Source organism: Phenylobacterium sp., from assembly GCF_035569475.1.
Taxonomy (GTDB): Bacteria; Pseudomonadota; Alphaproteobacteria; order Caulobacterales; family Caulobacteraceae; genus Phenylobacterium.
Window position 1 is genome coordinate 1 of sequence record NZ_DATMNA010000017.1, and the last position, 13937, is coordinate 13937.

A 13937-nucleotide genomic window follows, 5' to 3' on the forward strand; every position below is an offset into this window, starting at 1 on the left:
CCGCTCGGCGACGCCGACGCAGACCGCCGAGATGTGTAGCCGCCCGCGATCCAGCACCTGCATGGCGACCTTGAAGCCCTCGCCCTCGCGGCCCAGGCGATTGGCCACCGGCACGCGGACGTTGTCGAAGACCACGTCGCAGATGTGGGCGCCCTGCTGGCCCATCTTCTTCTCGGGCTTGCCGACGGAAAGGCCCGGCAGGTTCCGCTCCACCAGGAAGGCCGAGACGCCGGCGGCGCCCGGCTTGGCCGGATCCGACCGCGCCATGACCGTGAAGAGGTCGGCCTTGTTGGCGTTGGTGATGAACCGCTTCGACCCGTTCAGGACATAGGCGTCGCCGTCGAGGATCGCGCGGGTCTGGACGTTGGCGCTGTCCGAGCCGGCCTCGGGCTCCGTGAGCGCGAAGGAGGTGATGATCTCGCCGGACGCGATGCCGGGCAGGTATTTCTGCTTCTGGTCCTCGGTCCCGAACATCACCAGCCCCTGGCTGCCGATGCCGACATTGGTGCCGAAGGTGGAGCGGAAGGCGGGGCTGGTGCGGCCGAGCTCCACGGCCACCAGGCACTCGTCCTCCATGGAAAGATCCAGGCCGCCGTAGGCCTCCGGGATCGAGAGGCCGAAGAGGCCGAGCGCCTTCATCTCCTCGACCACGTCCGGCGGCATGGCGTCGTCTTCCGCCACCTTGGCCTCCAGCGGCCGCAACCGCTCGGCCACGAACCGCCGCACGGTGTCGATGAGTTGCTCGCGGGTCTCGAGATCCAGCGCCACGACTAGGCGCGCTCGAAGATCGCGGCGATGCCCTGGCCGCCGCCGATGCACATGGTCTCAAGACCGTACTTGCCGTCGCGGCGCTTAAGCTCGCGCAGCAGGTTGGCCAGGATGCGCCCGCCGGTCGCCCCGATCGGGTGGCCCAGGCTGATGCCCGAGCCGTTGACGTTCAGCCGGTCGCGGTCGTCCCAGCCCCAGCCCTTCAGCACCGACAGCACCTGCGGGGCGAAGGCCTCGTTCAGCTCCACGAGGTCGATGTCGTCCCAGCCCATGCCGGTCCGCTCGAAGAGCCGCTTCACGGCCGGCACCGGGCCGATCCCCATCCGCGACGGATCGCAGCCGGCGGCGGCCCAGCTCACGAACCAGCCCATCGGCTCCAGGCCCAGTTCCTCCAGCTTGTCCTCGGCGACCACCAGGCAGGCGGCGGCGGCGTCGTTCTGCTGGCTGGCGTTGCCGGCCGTGACGACACCGTCCTTCTCGATGGGCTTCAGCTTCCCGAGGCTTTCCGCCGTCGCGTCGGCCCGCACGCCCTCGTCCATGGCGAAGACGACCGGATCGCCCTTCTTCTGCTTCACCGAGACCGGCACCAGCTCGTCGTCGAACTTTCCGGCCGCCCAGGCCGCCGCCGCACGCTGGTGGCTCATGGCGGCGTATTCGTCCGAGGCCTCGCGGCTGATCTGGTAATCGCGCGCCAGGTTGTCGGCGGTCTCGATCATGCCGCTGATCACCCCGAACCGCTCGATCGGCTGGCTCATCACCCGGCCGCGGGCAAGGCGGTCGTGCATCGTCACCGAGCCGGCGCGCGCGCCCTTGCGCATGTCGGTGGTGTAGTACTCGGCGTTGCTCATGCTCTCGACGCCGCCGGCGATCACCACGTCGGCCACGCCGGTCTGCACCATCATGGCGGCATCGATCACCGCCTGCAGGCCGGAGCCGCAGCGGCGGTCGAGCTGGTAGCCGGGGATCTCGATCGGCAGGCCCGCGGCAAGCGCCGAATAGCGCGCGATGCAGGGCGCCTCGCCCGAGGCGTAGCCCTGGGCGAAGATCACGTCGTCGATCTTCTCGGGATCGATGCCGGTGCGCGCCACCAGCGCCTTCAGCACCACCGCGCCCAGCTCGCCCGCCGTCACGTCGGAGAGCGCGCCCAGGTACTTGCCGACCGGCGTGCGGATGGGAGAGACGATGGCGGCGCGCTTCATGGTGGCGGGTTCCGAATGGCTTGTGGCGGCCCGGCAAACTAGTGTTTGAAACCGCCGGGAGCAAACGCTTCGACCGGGTTGGAGGACAGATGGACGGCGGCGAGAACATCGACAACTACGCGTCCAAGCTGCAGGTCGTCACCGAGGGCGAGTGGGCGGGCTGGCATTGGTATCCCGGCGGCGATCCGTTCGAGGACCTGGCCGGGCCGTTCTATTGCCGCGTCGATGAACAGGGCCGCCGGGTCTGCGCCTTCAAGGCCGAGACCAAGCACATGAACGGCGGGAAGTTCATGCATGGCGGCTGCGTCATGACCTTCGCCGACTTCTGCCTGTTCTGGATCGCCCGCGAGGCCATCGAGGGCGTGCGCTGCGTCACCGCCACCTTCAACGGCGAGTTCGTGGGCTCGGCCGGCGTCGGCGACCGGGTCGAGTGCGTGGGCGAGGTGGTGAAGGCCGGGCGCTCCATGGTCTTCGTGCGCGGGCTCATCGTGAACGCCTCGGACGGCGGGGCGCCGATGATGAGTTTTTCCTCGGTCCTGAAGAAAACCGGTCGGCGTACCTAGATATCCGACTGGACAGGCCTCGCCGGCTCGTCCCCCATGGGCGGGTACGGAGGAAACCGATGATCGAGGCCGCCTGCCATTGCGGGGCCGTCAAGCTGACCGCGCCCGACGCGCCCAAGGCCGTGACCGAGTGCAACTGCTCGATCTGCCGCCGGCTCGCGGCGCGCTGGGCCTACTACAAGCCGTCCGAAGTGGGCCTGCCCAGGGCGGGGTCGACCCAGCCCTATGTCTGGGGCGACCGAATGCTGGCCTTCCATCGCTGCCGGACCTGCGGCGTCACCACCCACTGGCAGAGCCTCGACGGCGCCCAGGAGCGGATGGCGATCAACTCGCGGCTGATGGACGGCATCGACTGGCTGACCATGCCCGTCCGCCACTTCGACGGCGCCGACACCTGGAAATACCTGGACGAGTGATCGGCTGGCCCTTCCCTCATCGCCCGAATCCGCACCCTGGAGCTGATCGGCCAAATCCATGGGAGCGCCGCATGAGGCTCGCCGCCGCCGCCTTCGCCCTGATCCTGGCGCTGCCCGGCATGGCGCTCGCCAAGCCGTTGTTCCAGCCCTGGATCGACGGAACCTCCGCCGCCGAGCCGCAGATGCAGGTCCAGCGCTACGACGCCGACACCTTCGTCATCCGCCAGTCGGTGAAGACCAACTTCGAGGCGCCCTTCCTCTACCTGCTGTTCGGCAAGGACCGCGCCCTGCTGCTCGACACCGGCGCCGGCGGCCTGCAGGTTCGCCCGACGATCGACGGGGTGATCGCCGACTGGCTGAAGGCCCACCGCCGGACCTCGATCGCCCTGGTCGTCGCCCACTCGCACAGCCACGGCGACCACCGCATGGGCGACCCCGAGTTCAAGGACCGGCCGGACACCGTCGTCGTCGGCTGGACGGCGCCGGAGGTTGCGGCCTTCTTCAGGATCGCCGACTGGCCGAACCAGATCGTCGGCTTCGACCTCGGCGGCCGCGTCCTGGACATCGTGCCCACGCCCGGCCACCACCCCTCGCACATCATGGTCTTCGACCGCCGGACCCGCCTGCTGCTGTCCGGCGACAGCCTCTATCCCGGCCGACTCTACGTCCCCGCGGGCGAGTTCGCGACCTACCGGGCCAGCGTCGACCGGGTGACGGCCTTCACCAGGGACCGGCGCGTCAGCCATATCCTCGGCGCGCACATCGAGATGACCGCCACGCCCGGCAAGGACTACGCCCAGGCCGCGCCGGCTCACCCCGCCGAGCACGCGCTGGAACTGCCCTACGCCGACCTGCTCGAACTGCAGGCCGCGGTCCACGCGATGGGCGATCCGCCGACCCGGGACGTGCACGACGACTTCATCGTCTTCCCCCTGCCGCCGCGGCCCCAGCCGCCGGCTCCGCCCAAGCCGGCCGGCTGAACCTCGGCTGTGGCGACACGTTCGAGGACGAGGAGGGTTCGATGGCCGCCAAGCCCAAGATCCTGATCGTCGGCGCCGGTCCCTGCGGCCTGACCGCGGCGCTGGAGCTGACGCGGCGCGGCTTCAACGCCCGCATCATCGACAAGGAGCGGGGGCCGACCCCGCTCTCCAAGGCCGTCGGTATCAGCCCTCACAGCCTGGAAATCCTGGAGCCCAGCGGAGTCACGGAGCGCCTTTTGGCCGAGGGCATCCGCATGACGGGCGTGCAGGCCCGCTACGAGCGGCGCCTACTGGCCAGCATCGACCTCTCGCGCCTGCCGCACCGCTTCAACTTCCTGCTCTCCCTGCCGCAAAGCGAGACCGAGACGGTCATGGAGGAGGTGCTGGGCGCCTCGGGCGTGAGGGTGGAGTGGAACGTCGAGCTCACCGCTGTCCGCCTGGCCGGGGCCAAGGTCGAGACCGAGCTCAAGGGCGCCGCGGGCGGGACCTTCGACTATGTCTTCGCCGCCGACGGGGCGCACAGCCGGGTGCGCGAGATCCTGGGACTGGGCTTCTCCGGCTACACCCACAAGCGGACCTGGAGCATCGCCGACGCGACGATCCCCGACTGGCCGTTCCCCGAGGCCACCGCCATGGCCGTGCTGCACCCGACCGGGGACCTGGGGTTCATCATCCCCATCGGGCCCAAGCGCTTCCGGACCGTCTCCAACACGCCCGAAGCCCTGAGCCAGATCCCGGGTACGGACAGCGCCCAGGTGAGCCAGAGCGACACCTTCCACATCCCCGTGCGCCAGGCCGACCGCTACCAGGCGGGCGGGGTTTTCCTGGGCGGCGACGCGGCCCACGTGCATTCGCCGATCGGGGCGCGGGGGATGAATCTCGGCATCGAGGACGCGCAGGCCTTTGCGCGTCGCCTCGCCGAGGGCAGGCTCGACGGCTACACCGCCGAGCGCCATCCGATCGGCCATCGCTGGATCGTGCTCAGCGAGCGGATGCTGGCGGGCGTGCAGACCGCCAATCCGCTGGCCATCCCCTTGCGCAACCTCGCCATCCGCACTATCGGCCGCCTGCCGGCCCTGCAAAGGCCGATGCTGGAGCGGGTCGCGGGCCTTCGGGAATAGGCGCCTACGCCTTGGCCCCCGGCCGCTCGCGCATGGCCGCCAGCCAGCGGTGGAGATGGGTGAGCTCCTCCGGCGGCCGCAGGCGCACGATGCGGGCGAAATCGATGCCGACCGCGGCCACGATGTCGGCGATGGTCAGCCGCTCGGCGGCCAGGAATTCGCTCTCGCCCAGGCGCCGGTCCAGCACCGCCAGCGCCCTCAGGCCCGTCTTCTGGTTCCACTCGGCGACCTCGGGGACCTGGGTCTCCAGCGCCGCGAAGCCCGGATGTCCGTGACGCACGCCCAGCATGAAGGGCGTGGCCACCAGCATCTCCGCCCGGCGCGTCCACATCTCGACGACCGCGGCCTCCTTGGGCGTGCGGCCGAACAGGTTGGGCTCGGGGTAGGCGCTCTCCAGGTAGCGGCAGATGGCGAGGGACTCGGTGATCGTGGTTCCGTCGTCCATTTCCAGCATGGGCAACTGCGGCAGGCCGGCCTTGGCCAGGTACGACGGCTGCTTGTGCTCGCCGTCCGGGATGCTGACCGCGATCACCTCTATGTCGGAGATCCCCTTCTCGGCCATCACCCAGCGCACCCGGCGCGGGTTGGGAGCGATCGGGGCGTCGTAAAGCTTCATGGGCCTAGCCGGGGTTCTGCGCCGGCGCCTGGGCGGGCGGCGGCGTGGGATTGGGCGCGAGCGTCGGTGTCAGCACCGGCGCGGGCTTGGGCGGCGGCGGCTCCTGGCCGAACAGGGCGGACGGCATGGCGCCCACCACCGAGGCGGTCAGGCAGGTGGCGAGGAAGCCCGCCATCATCGCCTTCCAGACCATGCCCATGATCTCCGCGCGCCGATCGGGGACCAGCACCGAATAGCCGGCCACGTTGATGCCCACCGAGGCGATGTTGGCGAAACCGCACAGCGCATAGGTCATGATCACCCGCGTGCGCTCGTCGAGGGCGCCCGGCGGGATGCCGCCCATGCGGATGAAGGCGGTGAACTCGGTGAGCACCAGCTTGACACCCAGCAGCGAGCCCGCGGTCGGCGCGTCGGCCCAGCGCACGCCCATCGCCCAGGCGAGCGGCGCGAAGACCACGCCCAGGATGCGCTCCACCGAGATCGGCTGGCCGCCGACCGCGCCCAGCATCCCCAGGAGGCCGTTCAGCATGGCCACCAGGGCGACGAAGACGATCAGGGTCGCGCCCACGTTGAGCACGATCGCCAGGCCGTCATTGGTGCCCTTGATCAGGGCGTCGACCGAGCTTTCATAGACCTTGTCCTGCACCGGATTGAGCGGATCGGAGACCTCGCTCTCCGGCACGCGCGGCACCAGGATGCGGGCCAGCAGCACGCCGGCGGGCGCGGAGATGATCGAGGCTGTCAGGACGTGGCTGGCAGCGTTGGGCAGCACGTCCTTCAGGATGGTCGCATAGGCCACCATGGTCGAGCCGGAGACGCAGCTCATGCCCACCGCGATCAGCATGAAGAGTTCGGAGCGCGAGAGGCTGGGCAGGTAGCTGCGGATGAAGATCGGGCCTTCCACCTGGCCCATGAAGATCGTGGCCGCGGTGGCCAGGGCCGGCGGCCCGCGCAGGCCCATGGTCTTTTCGAAGACCAGGCCGAACCCCTGGGTGATCCACTTCAGGATCCGCCAGTGCCAGAGCAGGGCGGCGAGCGCGCAGACCACCAGGATCACCGGCAGCACCCGAAAGGCGAAGACGAACAGCGAGCCGGGATTGGTCAGGGTGTAAGGCTGGTCCGGCGTACCGGCCAGGAAGCCGAAGACGAAGGCCACGCCCGCCTGGGTCGATGTCGACAGCCCGTCCACCGCGTGTCCGACGCCCTGCAGCGCAGAGCGCAGGGCCGGCAGGCCGAACAGGGCCAGCACCAGCGCCGCCTGCACCAGCACGGCGCCGATCGCCAGCTTCCACGGAAAGGCCCGGCGGTTCTCCGACAACGCCCAGCAGACGCCGATCGCCAGCGCGACGCCCACGAGGCTCTGCGCATTCTCGAGACGGAACATTCGCCAACGGCCCCCACCGGCCGCGAGTCAGCGGCCCCCTCGCCGATAGAGGGCCAGATGGGTCCCTCGCGCAAGATTGCCCGCCCATCCGCGGCCGCCGGCGTTTGGATTACAAAGGTTTAATCCCGCCCTCCGCATCCGGGCCCGGCGCCTCGCGCCTCTTCCTGGTTGAGCGCGTTTCGCGACGGCGTGGGCTGGCCTGTTACCCTGGTGTTACGGGGATTTAACTGGTTCCCGAGGCCGCCCCGCGACATCTCGCTTCTGAACGGGAGATCGTCGTCATGTCGCTGGCCCTGGCCACGCTGCTCTACGAGTGGAAGCGCTACAGCGCCGCGATGGTGGCCCTGGCGTTCTCGGGCCTGCTGGTCCTGGCGCAGGTCGGCATGTTCACCGGCATCGTGAACTCGATCACCGCCTCCATCGACCGATCCCGCGCCGACCTGATGATCCTCGGGCCGAAGAACGACAGTCTGATCAACTCAGGCCCCAACGGCCTTCCCGAACGCATCGAGCCGTTGATCTATCTCAACCCGCAGGTCGTCGAGGTCGAGAGCCTGGACGGCGACGGCGCGCCGTGGATCAACACGCCCGATCCCGGCAAGAAAGCGGTCAGGACCTACGTCAACACCTTCGACGTCGATCCCCGGCCCGGCGCGGTCACCCTGCCCACCGACTACCCGGAATCCGTCCGGCTGGCCTTGCTCGAGCCCTATGCGGTGGTGATCGACAAGACGGCCCAGGCGGCGCTCGGCACGCACCTCGGCGCGACCGCCAGCCTCAACGGCAAGACCGTGCATGTGCGCGCCCTCCTGGAGAACTACGCCAACGTCAACCAGCCGGTCGTCTACATGTCGCGCGACACCATGCGGCTGCTGGGCATGGGCCCGAAGAACGGCAAGACCGGTCCCCTGATGGTGCGCCTGCGCGACCCCTCTCAGGCGATCGCCGTGCGCGACCAGCTCAACTCGATCGCCAACGGCGCCTACAAGGCCTGGAGCAAGCCGGACCTCGCCACGGCCAACCGCAAGGCCCTGATGGGCGAGCAGATCATCGGCATCTTCCTGGGCTTCTCCCTGTTCCTGGGCCTGCTGATCGGGGTCGGCATCACCTCCCAGACGCTGCGAGGCGCGATCCTGGCCAGCATCAAGGAGTTCGCCAGCCTGCGCGCGCTCGGCGTCTCGGTGGGCTCGCTCAGCAGGATCGTGCTGGAGCTTTCGCTGTGGGTCGGCGTGGCCGGCCTCCTGGCCACGGCGCTCTTCACCTATGGCGTCTACCTCCTGGCCACTAGGTTCAACATGCCGATGGGCTTCCCCCTGCCCTGGGTGATCACCGTGGTGGTCCTGCTCAGCGTGATCTCGATCCTCTCGGGGTTCTTCTCCCTGGGCGTCCTGAAGAAAAGCCAACCTGCGGACCTGCTGCGATGAGCCCTGAACCCACCGCCCCGAAAGCGGCGCTCGTCGCCCACGGCCTGAAGAAGCGCTTCAAGACCGGCCGCACCCACATCGAGGTGCTGAAGTCGGTGGACTTCGAGGCCCTGCACGGCGAGGTCACCATGGTCATGGGTCCCTCGGGCTCCGGCAAGTCGACCCTGGTCGCCGCCCTCTCCGGCCTGCTGCGGCCCGACGCCGGCAAGGTCCAGGCCATGGGCGAGGATCTCTGGGCGCTCAAGCCCGGCAAGATCGACCGCTTCCGGCTCGACCACTGCGGCTTCATCTTCCAGGGCTTCAACCTGTTCCCGGCCCTGACCGCGGTGCAGCAGGTCGAGATCATCCTGAAGTACAAGGGGTACGGACGCACCGAGGCGCGCCACAAGGCCGCCGTGGCCCTCACCGAGGTGGGCCTGGAGATGCGCATGAACTCGCGCCCGTCCGAGATGTCGGGCGGCGAGAAGCAGCGCGTCGCCATCGCCCGCGCCCTCGCCAAGGACCCGCAGCTGCTGTTCGCCGACGAGCCCACCAGCGCGCTCGACGGCGAGAACGGCCAGGTGGTCATCAAGCTCCTGCAGCGCGCCGCCAAGGCCTTCGGCGCGGCGGTGATCTGCGTCACCCACGACCCCCGCCTGGAAAGCTACGCCGACCGCATCATCCACATCGAGGATGGCGTCATCCTCGACGACCGGCGCCCCGACCCGCTGTCCGCGCCGCCCGACCACAGCCATCACCAGCCCGCATTCGCCGGGGCCTAAGGACCAAAGCCATGCTCGCCCTCGCTCGTAGCCGCATCTTCTGGCTCGTCGCCGTCCTCGTCCTCGTCCTGGGGGCCGGCGCCGTCGTCCTGAACAACCAGGCCAACGCCAAGAAGGCCGCCGCCGCCAAGGTCGCCGCCGCCAAGGCGCCCAAGAGCCCCTACGTGGCCATCGCCAACGGCAAGGCCGACGTGGAGGGCGGGCTGATCCAGGTCGCCGCCCGCACCGCCGGCGTGATCCGCGAGGTCGACGTGCAGGAGGGCGCCGACGTCAAGAAGGGCCAGGTCCTCGCCCGCCTGGAGGACGAGCAGCCGCGCCTGCAGGCCCAGGAGGCCGAGGCCGAACTGCGCCAGGCCCATGCCCAGATCGCCCTGATGGAGGTGCAGATCTCCACGGCCAAGCGCGAGTACGACCGCCTCCAGGGGCTGGTTTCGCGCAACTTCGTGGCCCGCCAGGCGGTCGACCAGGCCCAGGACGCGATCCGCGGCGCCCAGGCCAATCTGGAGGCCCAGAACGCCGCCATCGCCACCGCCCAGGCCAAGCTCAGCCAGGCCCGCTACAACCAGGAGCTCACCATCATCCGCGCGCCGGCCGACGGCCGCATCGTGCGCCGTTACGCCAACCCCGGCGCCGGCGCCTCGACGCTGAACGTCTCCAACATGTTCGACCTGGAGCCCAAGGCCGACCGCATCGTGCGCGCGGAGATCTCCGAAAGCGCCCTGCCCTTCGTGCTGATCGGCCAGACCGTGCAGCTCTCCGCCGAGGCCGACCCGACCCGGATCATCCCCGGCCGCGTGCTGCGCCGCGCCGCGGTCTTCGGCGCCCGCAAGCTGCAGTCGGACGATCCCACCGAACGCACCGACGAACGGGTCGTCGAGGTGGTGGTCGCCACCGACGGGGCCCCCTTCCTGATCGGCCAGCGGGTGCTGGTGAAGTTCATGCGCACCCAGCAGCAGGCCCAGGCCAACACCCCGGCGGCGGGATAGGACGCCGGGCGGTCCGTCCCATCCTCCCCAGGGGCCGGGACGACCGCGCAGCGGTCAGGGCGGGGCCTCGCGCCCAAGAGCGATGCTCCCGCCCTGGCTGTCGCCCGCCCTTCGATCCCCCGAGGGGCGGGCGCTTCTCTTGACGCCTTAGCCGCCGCGCCTCACAAGGCCCGCCGACTTCGCTTTAAGCGCTTCCAGAGAGGACCTCCCCATGGCGGACATCCGCTTCGACGGCAAAGTGGCCATCGTCACCGGCGCGGGCGGAGGCCTCGGCCGCCAGCATGCGCTTGAGCTCGCCCGGCGCGGCGCGCGCGTGGTGGTCAACGACCTGGGGGGATCGGTCGACGGCTCCGGCGGCGGCTCGGACGCGGCCAATGCGGTCGTGGACGAGATCAAGGCGCTCGGCGGCGAGGCCATCGCCAACGGCTCCTCCGTCACCGACGACGCGGGCGTGGCCCTGATGGTCAAGCACGCCATGGACGCCTGGGGCCGCATCGACGTCCTGGTCGCCAACGCCGGCGTGCTGCGCGACAAAACCTTCTCCAAGATGGAGATCGCCGACTTCCAGTTCGTGCTCGACGTCCACCTCATGGGCACGGTGAAGCCGGCCAAGGCGGTCTGGGAGATCATGCGCACCCAGAACTACGGGCGCATCGTGGTCACCACCTCGTCGAGCGGCCTCTACGGCAATTTCGGCCAGTCCAACTACGGCGCGGCCAAGCTCGGCATCATAGGCTTCATGAACACCCTGAAGCTCGAGGGCCAGAAGAACAACATCCACGTCAACGCCATCGCCCCGGTGGCGGCGACGCGGATGACCGAGAACCTGATGCCGCCGGAAATCCTGGCGCACCTGAAGCCCGAATATGTGACGCCGGGCGTGGTCTTCCTCTGCTCGGAAGAGGCCCCGACCGGCTGCATCCTGACCGCCGGCGCCGGCGCCTTCGCCCTGTCGCACATCGTCGAGACCGAGGGCGTCTACCTGGGCGAGAAGGGCCTGTCGGTGGAAGAGATCCGCGATAGCTGGTCGAAGATCGTCGATCCGGCCGGCCAGCAGCCCTACAACGCCGGCGGCGAACAGACCGCCAAGGTCTTCCGCAAGATGCAGGGCGGCTGACTGATCCTCCCCCTGAGGGGAGCATCTCCACATTACGCCGAATCCACTTGCGCGGCCGCGGGCAGGCGCGCGTAACCTCATCCCCTGACCGCGCCCGCCAGAGGCGTGGCGTGGTGAGGAGCTTAGCGTTGTCAAAGGCCAAGGCCGCCGCGGCGGCGCCGATGTCGCTGCTGTCGGTCCTGACCTTCGCCTGCTGCTACCTGCCGTTTTCGGCGCTCAACACCTCGGTCGCGGTGCAGGTGCCCAACTACTTCGCCCGCCACATCGGCCTGGGCCTGGCGGTCGGCGGCGTGTTCGGCCTGATCCGGCTGATCGACATCCCGCTGGACCCGCTCCTGGGGCTGCTCATGGACCGCACGCGCACGCCGTTGGGCCGCTACCGGCCCTGGATGATGCTGGGCGCGCCGGTGCTGATGCTGGCCATCTACATGATGTACGAGGCGCCCGTCGGCGCGTCGCGCGGCTATCTGCTGCTTTGGCTGCTGATCATGTACCTGGGCATGTCGCTGCTGTTGCTGGCGGCCAACGCCTGGGCCGCGACGCTGGCGGTCAGCTACGCCCACCGTTCGCGGATATTCGGGGCGATGCAGGGGCTCGGCACCCTGGGCGCCATCGCCATCCTGGTGATCCCGATCATAACCCACGGCAGGGGCCGCACCGACGCGCAGGGCATCCAGGCGGTCGGCTGGTTCCTGGTGGTCATGGCGCCGGTCACCATCGCCCTCGTCACGCTGCGCACCCCCGAGCCGCTCAAGAAGGTCGCGGCGAGCCGGGTGCGGCTGTCGGACTACGCCCGCCTGCTCGCCCGTCCCAACGTCCTGCGCCTGATCGCCGCCGACTTCTTCATCATCATGGGCCCGGCGTGGATGAGCGCGCTGTACCTGTTCTTCTTCACCGACAGCCGCGGGTTCTCGGTCTCAGCAGCGAACGGACTTCTGGTGATCTATATCGCCGCGGGGCTGCTCGGCGCGCCGGCGACCGCCTGGCTCGCCAACCGCATCAGCAAGCACCGGGCGCTGGCGGTCACGGCGGTCGGCTATTCGCTGATGCTGATCGTGATCTTCCTGTCGCCCAAGGCGAGCTTCGTGATCGCCGCGCCCGCGATGTTCGTGGCCGGCGGCCTCGCGGCTGGAAGCATTGTCATGATCCGCTCGCTCACGGCCGACATCGGAGACGAGATCCGGCTGGAGCAAGGCCAGCACCAGATCGGCCTGCTCTACGCGCTCACCAGCGGCACGACCAAGGCCGCCGGCGCCCTGGCCGTGACCCTGACCTTCTGGGTGCTCGGCCTGGTGGGCTACAATCCCGCCGAGCACGCCACGAACGGCGCCGCCCAGATCCGCGGCCTGGAGCTTGCCTACGCCATCGGCCCCGTCGTCTTCGTGATGATCGGCGGCGCCTGCTTCCTCGGCTACAAGCTGACCGCCCAGCAGCACGCCGACATCCGCCGCCAGCTCGACGAGCGCGACGCCGTCTACGACGAGAGCCCGGTCATCGAGGGCCTGGCGCCCTCGCCCGGCGAGACGCTCGTCACCGGGCCGTGACCCGCTGCCGCGACGGAAAGCCCTTGCACGGGGCCCATCTGCAAGCTCTCCTGTCCACATAAGCGCCCCATCAGAGGGCGACCTATTGATTTTGGGAGACGCTCAGTGACCTTACGCTCTGGGACAATTACGTCTGGGGGCCCCGCGGGCCGGCTGCCGCTTCCGCGCCTGCTCGCCTTTTCGGCCGGGAGCATTCCGGCCTACCTGCTGATCAGCATGCTCAGCACCTACCTGCCCCCGTTCTACGCGGGCAAGATGGGCGTCTCGCTGACCATGATCGGCCTGACCATCGGGGCCCTGCGCCTGGCCGACCTGGGCGTCGATCTGGCGCTGGGCTGGCTCATGGACATGACCAGGACGCCGTTCGGCCGCTACCGGCCGTGGTATCTGGCCGGCCTGCCGGTGCTTTGGGTGGCGGTCTACAAGGTGTTCAATCCGCCGGTCGGAGTGGACACCACCTACCTCTTCACCTGGTACATCCTGCTCTACGTCGCCTATTCGATGCTGGTGCTGGGCCACTCGGCCTGGGCGGCCGCCCTGAGCGGCAGCTACAATGAGCGGTCGCGGATGTTCGGCTGGATGCTGAGCATCGGGGTGTTCGGCTCATCCCTGATGGGGTCCCTGCCGCTGCTCACCCACGGCCGGATCAAGCCCGCGGACCCGCACAGCATCCCGACCATCGGCTGGATCATCATGGCGGCGAGCACCGTGGCCGTGCTGATCACCCTGATGGCCGCCCCCGAGCGCGCCGCGCCCGTAGCGCCCAAGGACCGCACGACGCTCAAGGACTACCTGGCGGTCATCACCAATCCCTCGATGTTCCGGCTGGTGCTGGCCGACCTGTTCCTGATCCTCGGCCCCGGCGCCAGCGCGCCGATCTATGTGTTCTTCTTCCACGAGGCGAAGGGCTTCGAGCTCGGCCTGGTGAGCATCCTGCTGATCCCCTATGGCGCGGCGGGCATCTTCGGGGCGGTGATCTGGGCGCGCATCGCGCAGAGCCTCGGCAAGCACCGCACGGTGCAGCTCGCGGGCCTGGGCTACGCCGTCACCCAGACGAT

General features: G+C 69.3%; 14 protein-coding genes. 10 read left to right on the top strand and 4 right to left on the bottom strand.

Annotation, left to right across the window (positions count from 1 at the left end; genetic code table 11):
* Together VNW53_RS02440 and VNW53_RS02445 are read right to left on the bottom strand one after the other, a co-directional pair.
* Positions 1 to 768: acyl-CoA dehydrogenase family protein (locus VNW53_RS02440; RefSeq protein ID WP_325553408.1), on the bottom strand; the 768-nt coding region annotated here is incomplete at its 3' end.
* Between the two features lie 2 nt (positions 769 to 770).
* The gene (locus tag VNW53_RS02445) at positions 771 to 1967 is read right to left on the bottom strand and encodes an acetyl-CoA C-acetyltransferase (RefSeq protein ID WP_325553410.1); all 1197 of its coding nucleotides are present in this window, start codon (positions 1965 to 1967) and stop codon (positions 771 to 773) included.
* A gap of 89 nt (positions 1968 to 2056) precedes the next feature.
* Here VNW53_RS02445 and VNW53_RS02450 point away from each other — a divergent pair, with 89 nt between their 5' ends.
* From VNW53_RS02450 to VNW53_RS02465, 4 genes are all read left to right on the top strand, one after another.
* Positions 2057 to 2530 (top strand): PaaI family thioesterase, encoded by a 474-nt coding sequence (locus VNW53_RS02450; RefSeq protein WP_325553411.1) that lies wholly within the window; start codon positions 2057 to 2059, stop codon positions 2528 to 2530.
* Between the two features lie 59 nt (positions 2531 to 2589).
* Positions 2590 to 2946 (top strand): GFA family protein, encoded by a 357-nt coding sequence (locus VNW53_RS02455; protein ID WP_325553413.1) that lies wholly within the window; start codon positions 2590 to 2592, stop codon positions 2944 to 2946.
* A 71-nt stretch (positions 2947 to 3017) separates the two neighbouring features.
* Positions 3018 to 3926 carry an MBL fold metallo-hydrolase gene (locus tag VNW53_RS02460; protein WP_325553415.1) on the top strand — a complete coding sequence of 303 codons (909 nt, stop codon included), beginning with the start codon at positions 3018 to 3020 and terminating at the stop codon, positions 3924 to 3926.
* Positions 3927 to 3967: 41 nt separating this feature from the next.
* Positions 3968 to 5047, top strand: a complete 1080-nt coding sequence (locus VNW53_RS02465) for an FAD-dependent oxidoreductase (RefSeq protein WP_325553416.1) — start codon at positions 3968 to 3970, stop codon at positions 5045 to 5047.
* 4 nt (positions 5048 to 5051) lie between these two features.
* Here the strand turns inward: VNW53_RS02465 and VNW53_RS02470 are convergent, their stop codons facing one another.
* Both VNW53_RS02470 and VNW53_RS02475 read right to left on the bottom strand, forming a co-directional pair.
* Positions 5052 to 5663 carry a glutathione S-transferase gene (locus VNW53_RS02470; protein ID WP_325553417.1) on the bottom strand — a complete coding sequence of 204 codons (612 nt, stop codon included), beginning with the start codon at positions 5661 to 5663 and terminating at the stop codon, positions 5052 to 5054.
* Between the two features lie 4 nt (positions 5664 to 5667).
* Positions 5668 to 7047: a NupC/NupG family nucleoside CNT transporter gene (locus tag VNW53_RS02475; protein ID WP_325553418.1), complete on the bottom strand. Its 1380-nt coding sequence runs from the start codon at positions 7045 to 7047 to the stop codon at positions 5668 to 5670.
* A 281-nt stretch (positions 7048 to 7328) separates the two neighbouring features.
* On the opposite strand from VNW53_RS02475, the gene VNW53_RS02480 reads away from it, so the two are divergent.
* The 6 genes from VNW53_RS02480 to VNW53_RS02505 form a co-directional block, all read left to right on the top strand.
* Complete coding sequence (locus VNW53_RS02480; protein ID WP_325553419.1) at positions 7329 to 8471, top strand: ABC transporter permease; 1143 nt, start codon at positions 7329 to 7331, stop codon at positions 8469 to 8471.
* Positions 8468 to 9232: an ABC transporter ATP-binding protein gene (locus tag VNW53_RS02485; RefSeq protein WP_325553421.1), complete on the top strand. Its 765-nt coding sequence runs from the start codon at positions 8468 to 8470 to the stop codon at positions 9230 to 9232. The genes VNW53_RS02480 and VNW53_RS02485 overlap by 4 nt, the downstream gene beginning before the upstream one ends.
* Before the next feature lie 11 nt (positions 9233 to 9243).
* On the top strand, positions 9244 to 10218 hold the full coding sequence (locus VNW53_RS02490) for an efflux RND transporter periplasmic adaptor subunit (RefSeq protein WP_325553422.1): 975 nt from the start codon (positions 9244 to 9246) through the stop codon (positions 10216 to 10218).
* A 211-nt stretch (positions 10219 to 10429) separates the two neighbouring features.
* A complete protein-coding gene (locus VNW53_RS02495; protein WP_325553423.1) occupies positions 10430 to 11335 on the top strand; it encodes an SDR family NAD(P)-dependent oxidoreductase in 906 nt (301 codons plus the stop codon).
* A 128-nt stretch (positions 11336 to 11463) separates the two neighbouring features.
* Positions 11464 to 12879, top strand: a complete 1416-nt coding sequence (locus VNW53_RS02500) for an MFS transporter (RefSeq protein WP_325553424.1) — start codon at positions 11464 to 11466, stop codon at positions 12877 to 12879.
* Positions 12880 to 13095: 216 nt separating this feature from the next.
* Positions 13096 to 13937: MFS transporter (locus VNW53_RS02505; protein ID WP_325553425.1), on the top strand; the 842-nt coding region annotated here is incomplete at its 3' end.

Excerpts from the sequence above, each read along its gene's own strand:
- VNW53_RS02445 (WP_325553410.1), bottom strand. The coding sequence starts at position 1,967 with ATGAAGCGCGCCGCCATCGTCTCTCCCATCCGCACGCCGGTCGGCAAG.
- VNW53_RS02490 (WP_325553422.1), top strand. The coding sequence starts at position 9,244 with ATGCTCGCCCTCGCTCGTAGCCGCATCTTCTGGCTCGTCGCCGTCCTC.
- VNW53_RS02455 (WP_325553413.1), top strand. The coding sequence starts at position 2,590 with ATGATCGAGGCCGCCTGCCATTGCGGGGCCGTCAAGCTGACCGCGCCC.
- VNW53_RS02450 (WP_325553411.1), top strand. The coding sequence starts at position 2,057 with ATGGACGGCGGCGAGAACATCGACAACTACGCGTCCAAGCTGCAGGTC.
- VNW53_RS02495 (WP_325553423.1), top strand. The coding sequence starts at position 10,430 with ATGGCGGACATCCGCTTCGACGGCAAAGTGGCCATCGTCACCGGCGCG.
- VNW53_RS02470 (WP_325553417.1), bottom strand. The coding sequence starts at position 5,663 with ATGAAGCTTTACGACGCCCCGATCGCTCCCAACCCGCGCCGGGTGCGC.
- VNW53_RS02460 (WP_325553415.1), top strand. The coding sequence starts at position 3,018 with ATGAGGCTCGCCGCCGCCGCCTTCGCCCTGATCCTGGCGCTGCCCGGC.
- VNW53_RS02475 (WP_325553418.1), bottom strand. The coding sequence starts at position 7,047 with ATGTTCCGTCTCGAGAATGCGCAGAGCCTCGTGGGCGTCGCGCTGGCG.
- VNW53_RS02485 (WP_325553421.1), top strand. The coding sequence starts at position 8,468 with ATGAGCCCTGAACCCACCGCCCCGAAAGCGGCGCTCGTCGCCCACGGC.
- VNW53_RS02480 (WP_325553419.1), top strand. The coding sequence starts at position 7,329 with ATGTCGCTGGCCCTGGCCACGCTGCTCTACGAGTGGAAGCGCTACAGC.
- VNW53_RS02465 (WP_325553416.1), top strand. The coding sequence starts at position 3,968 with ATGGCCGCCAAGCCCAAGATCCTGATCGTCGGCGCCGGTCCCTGCGGC.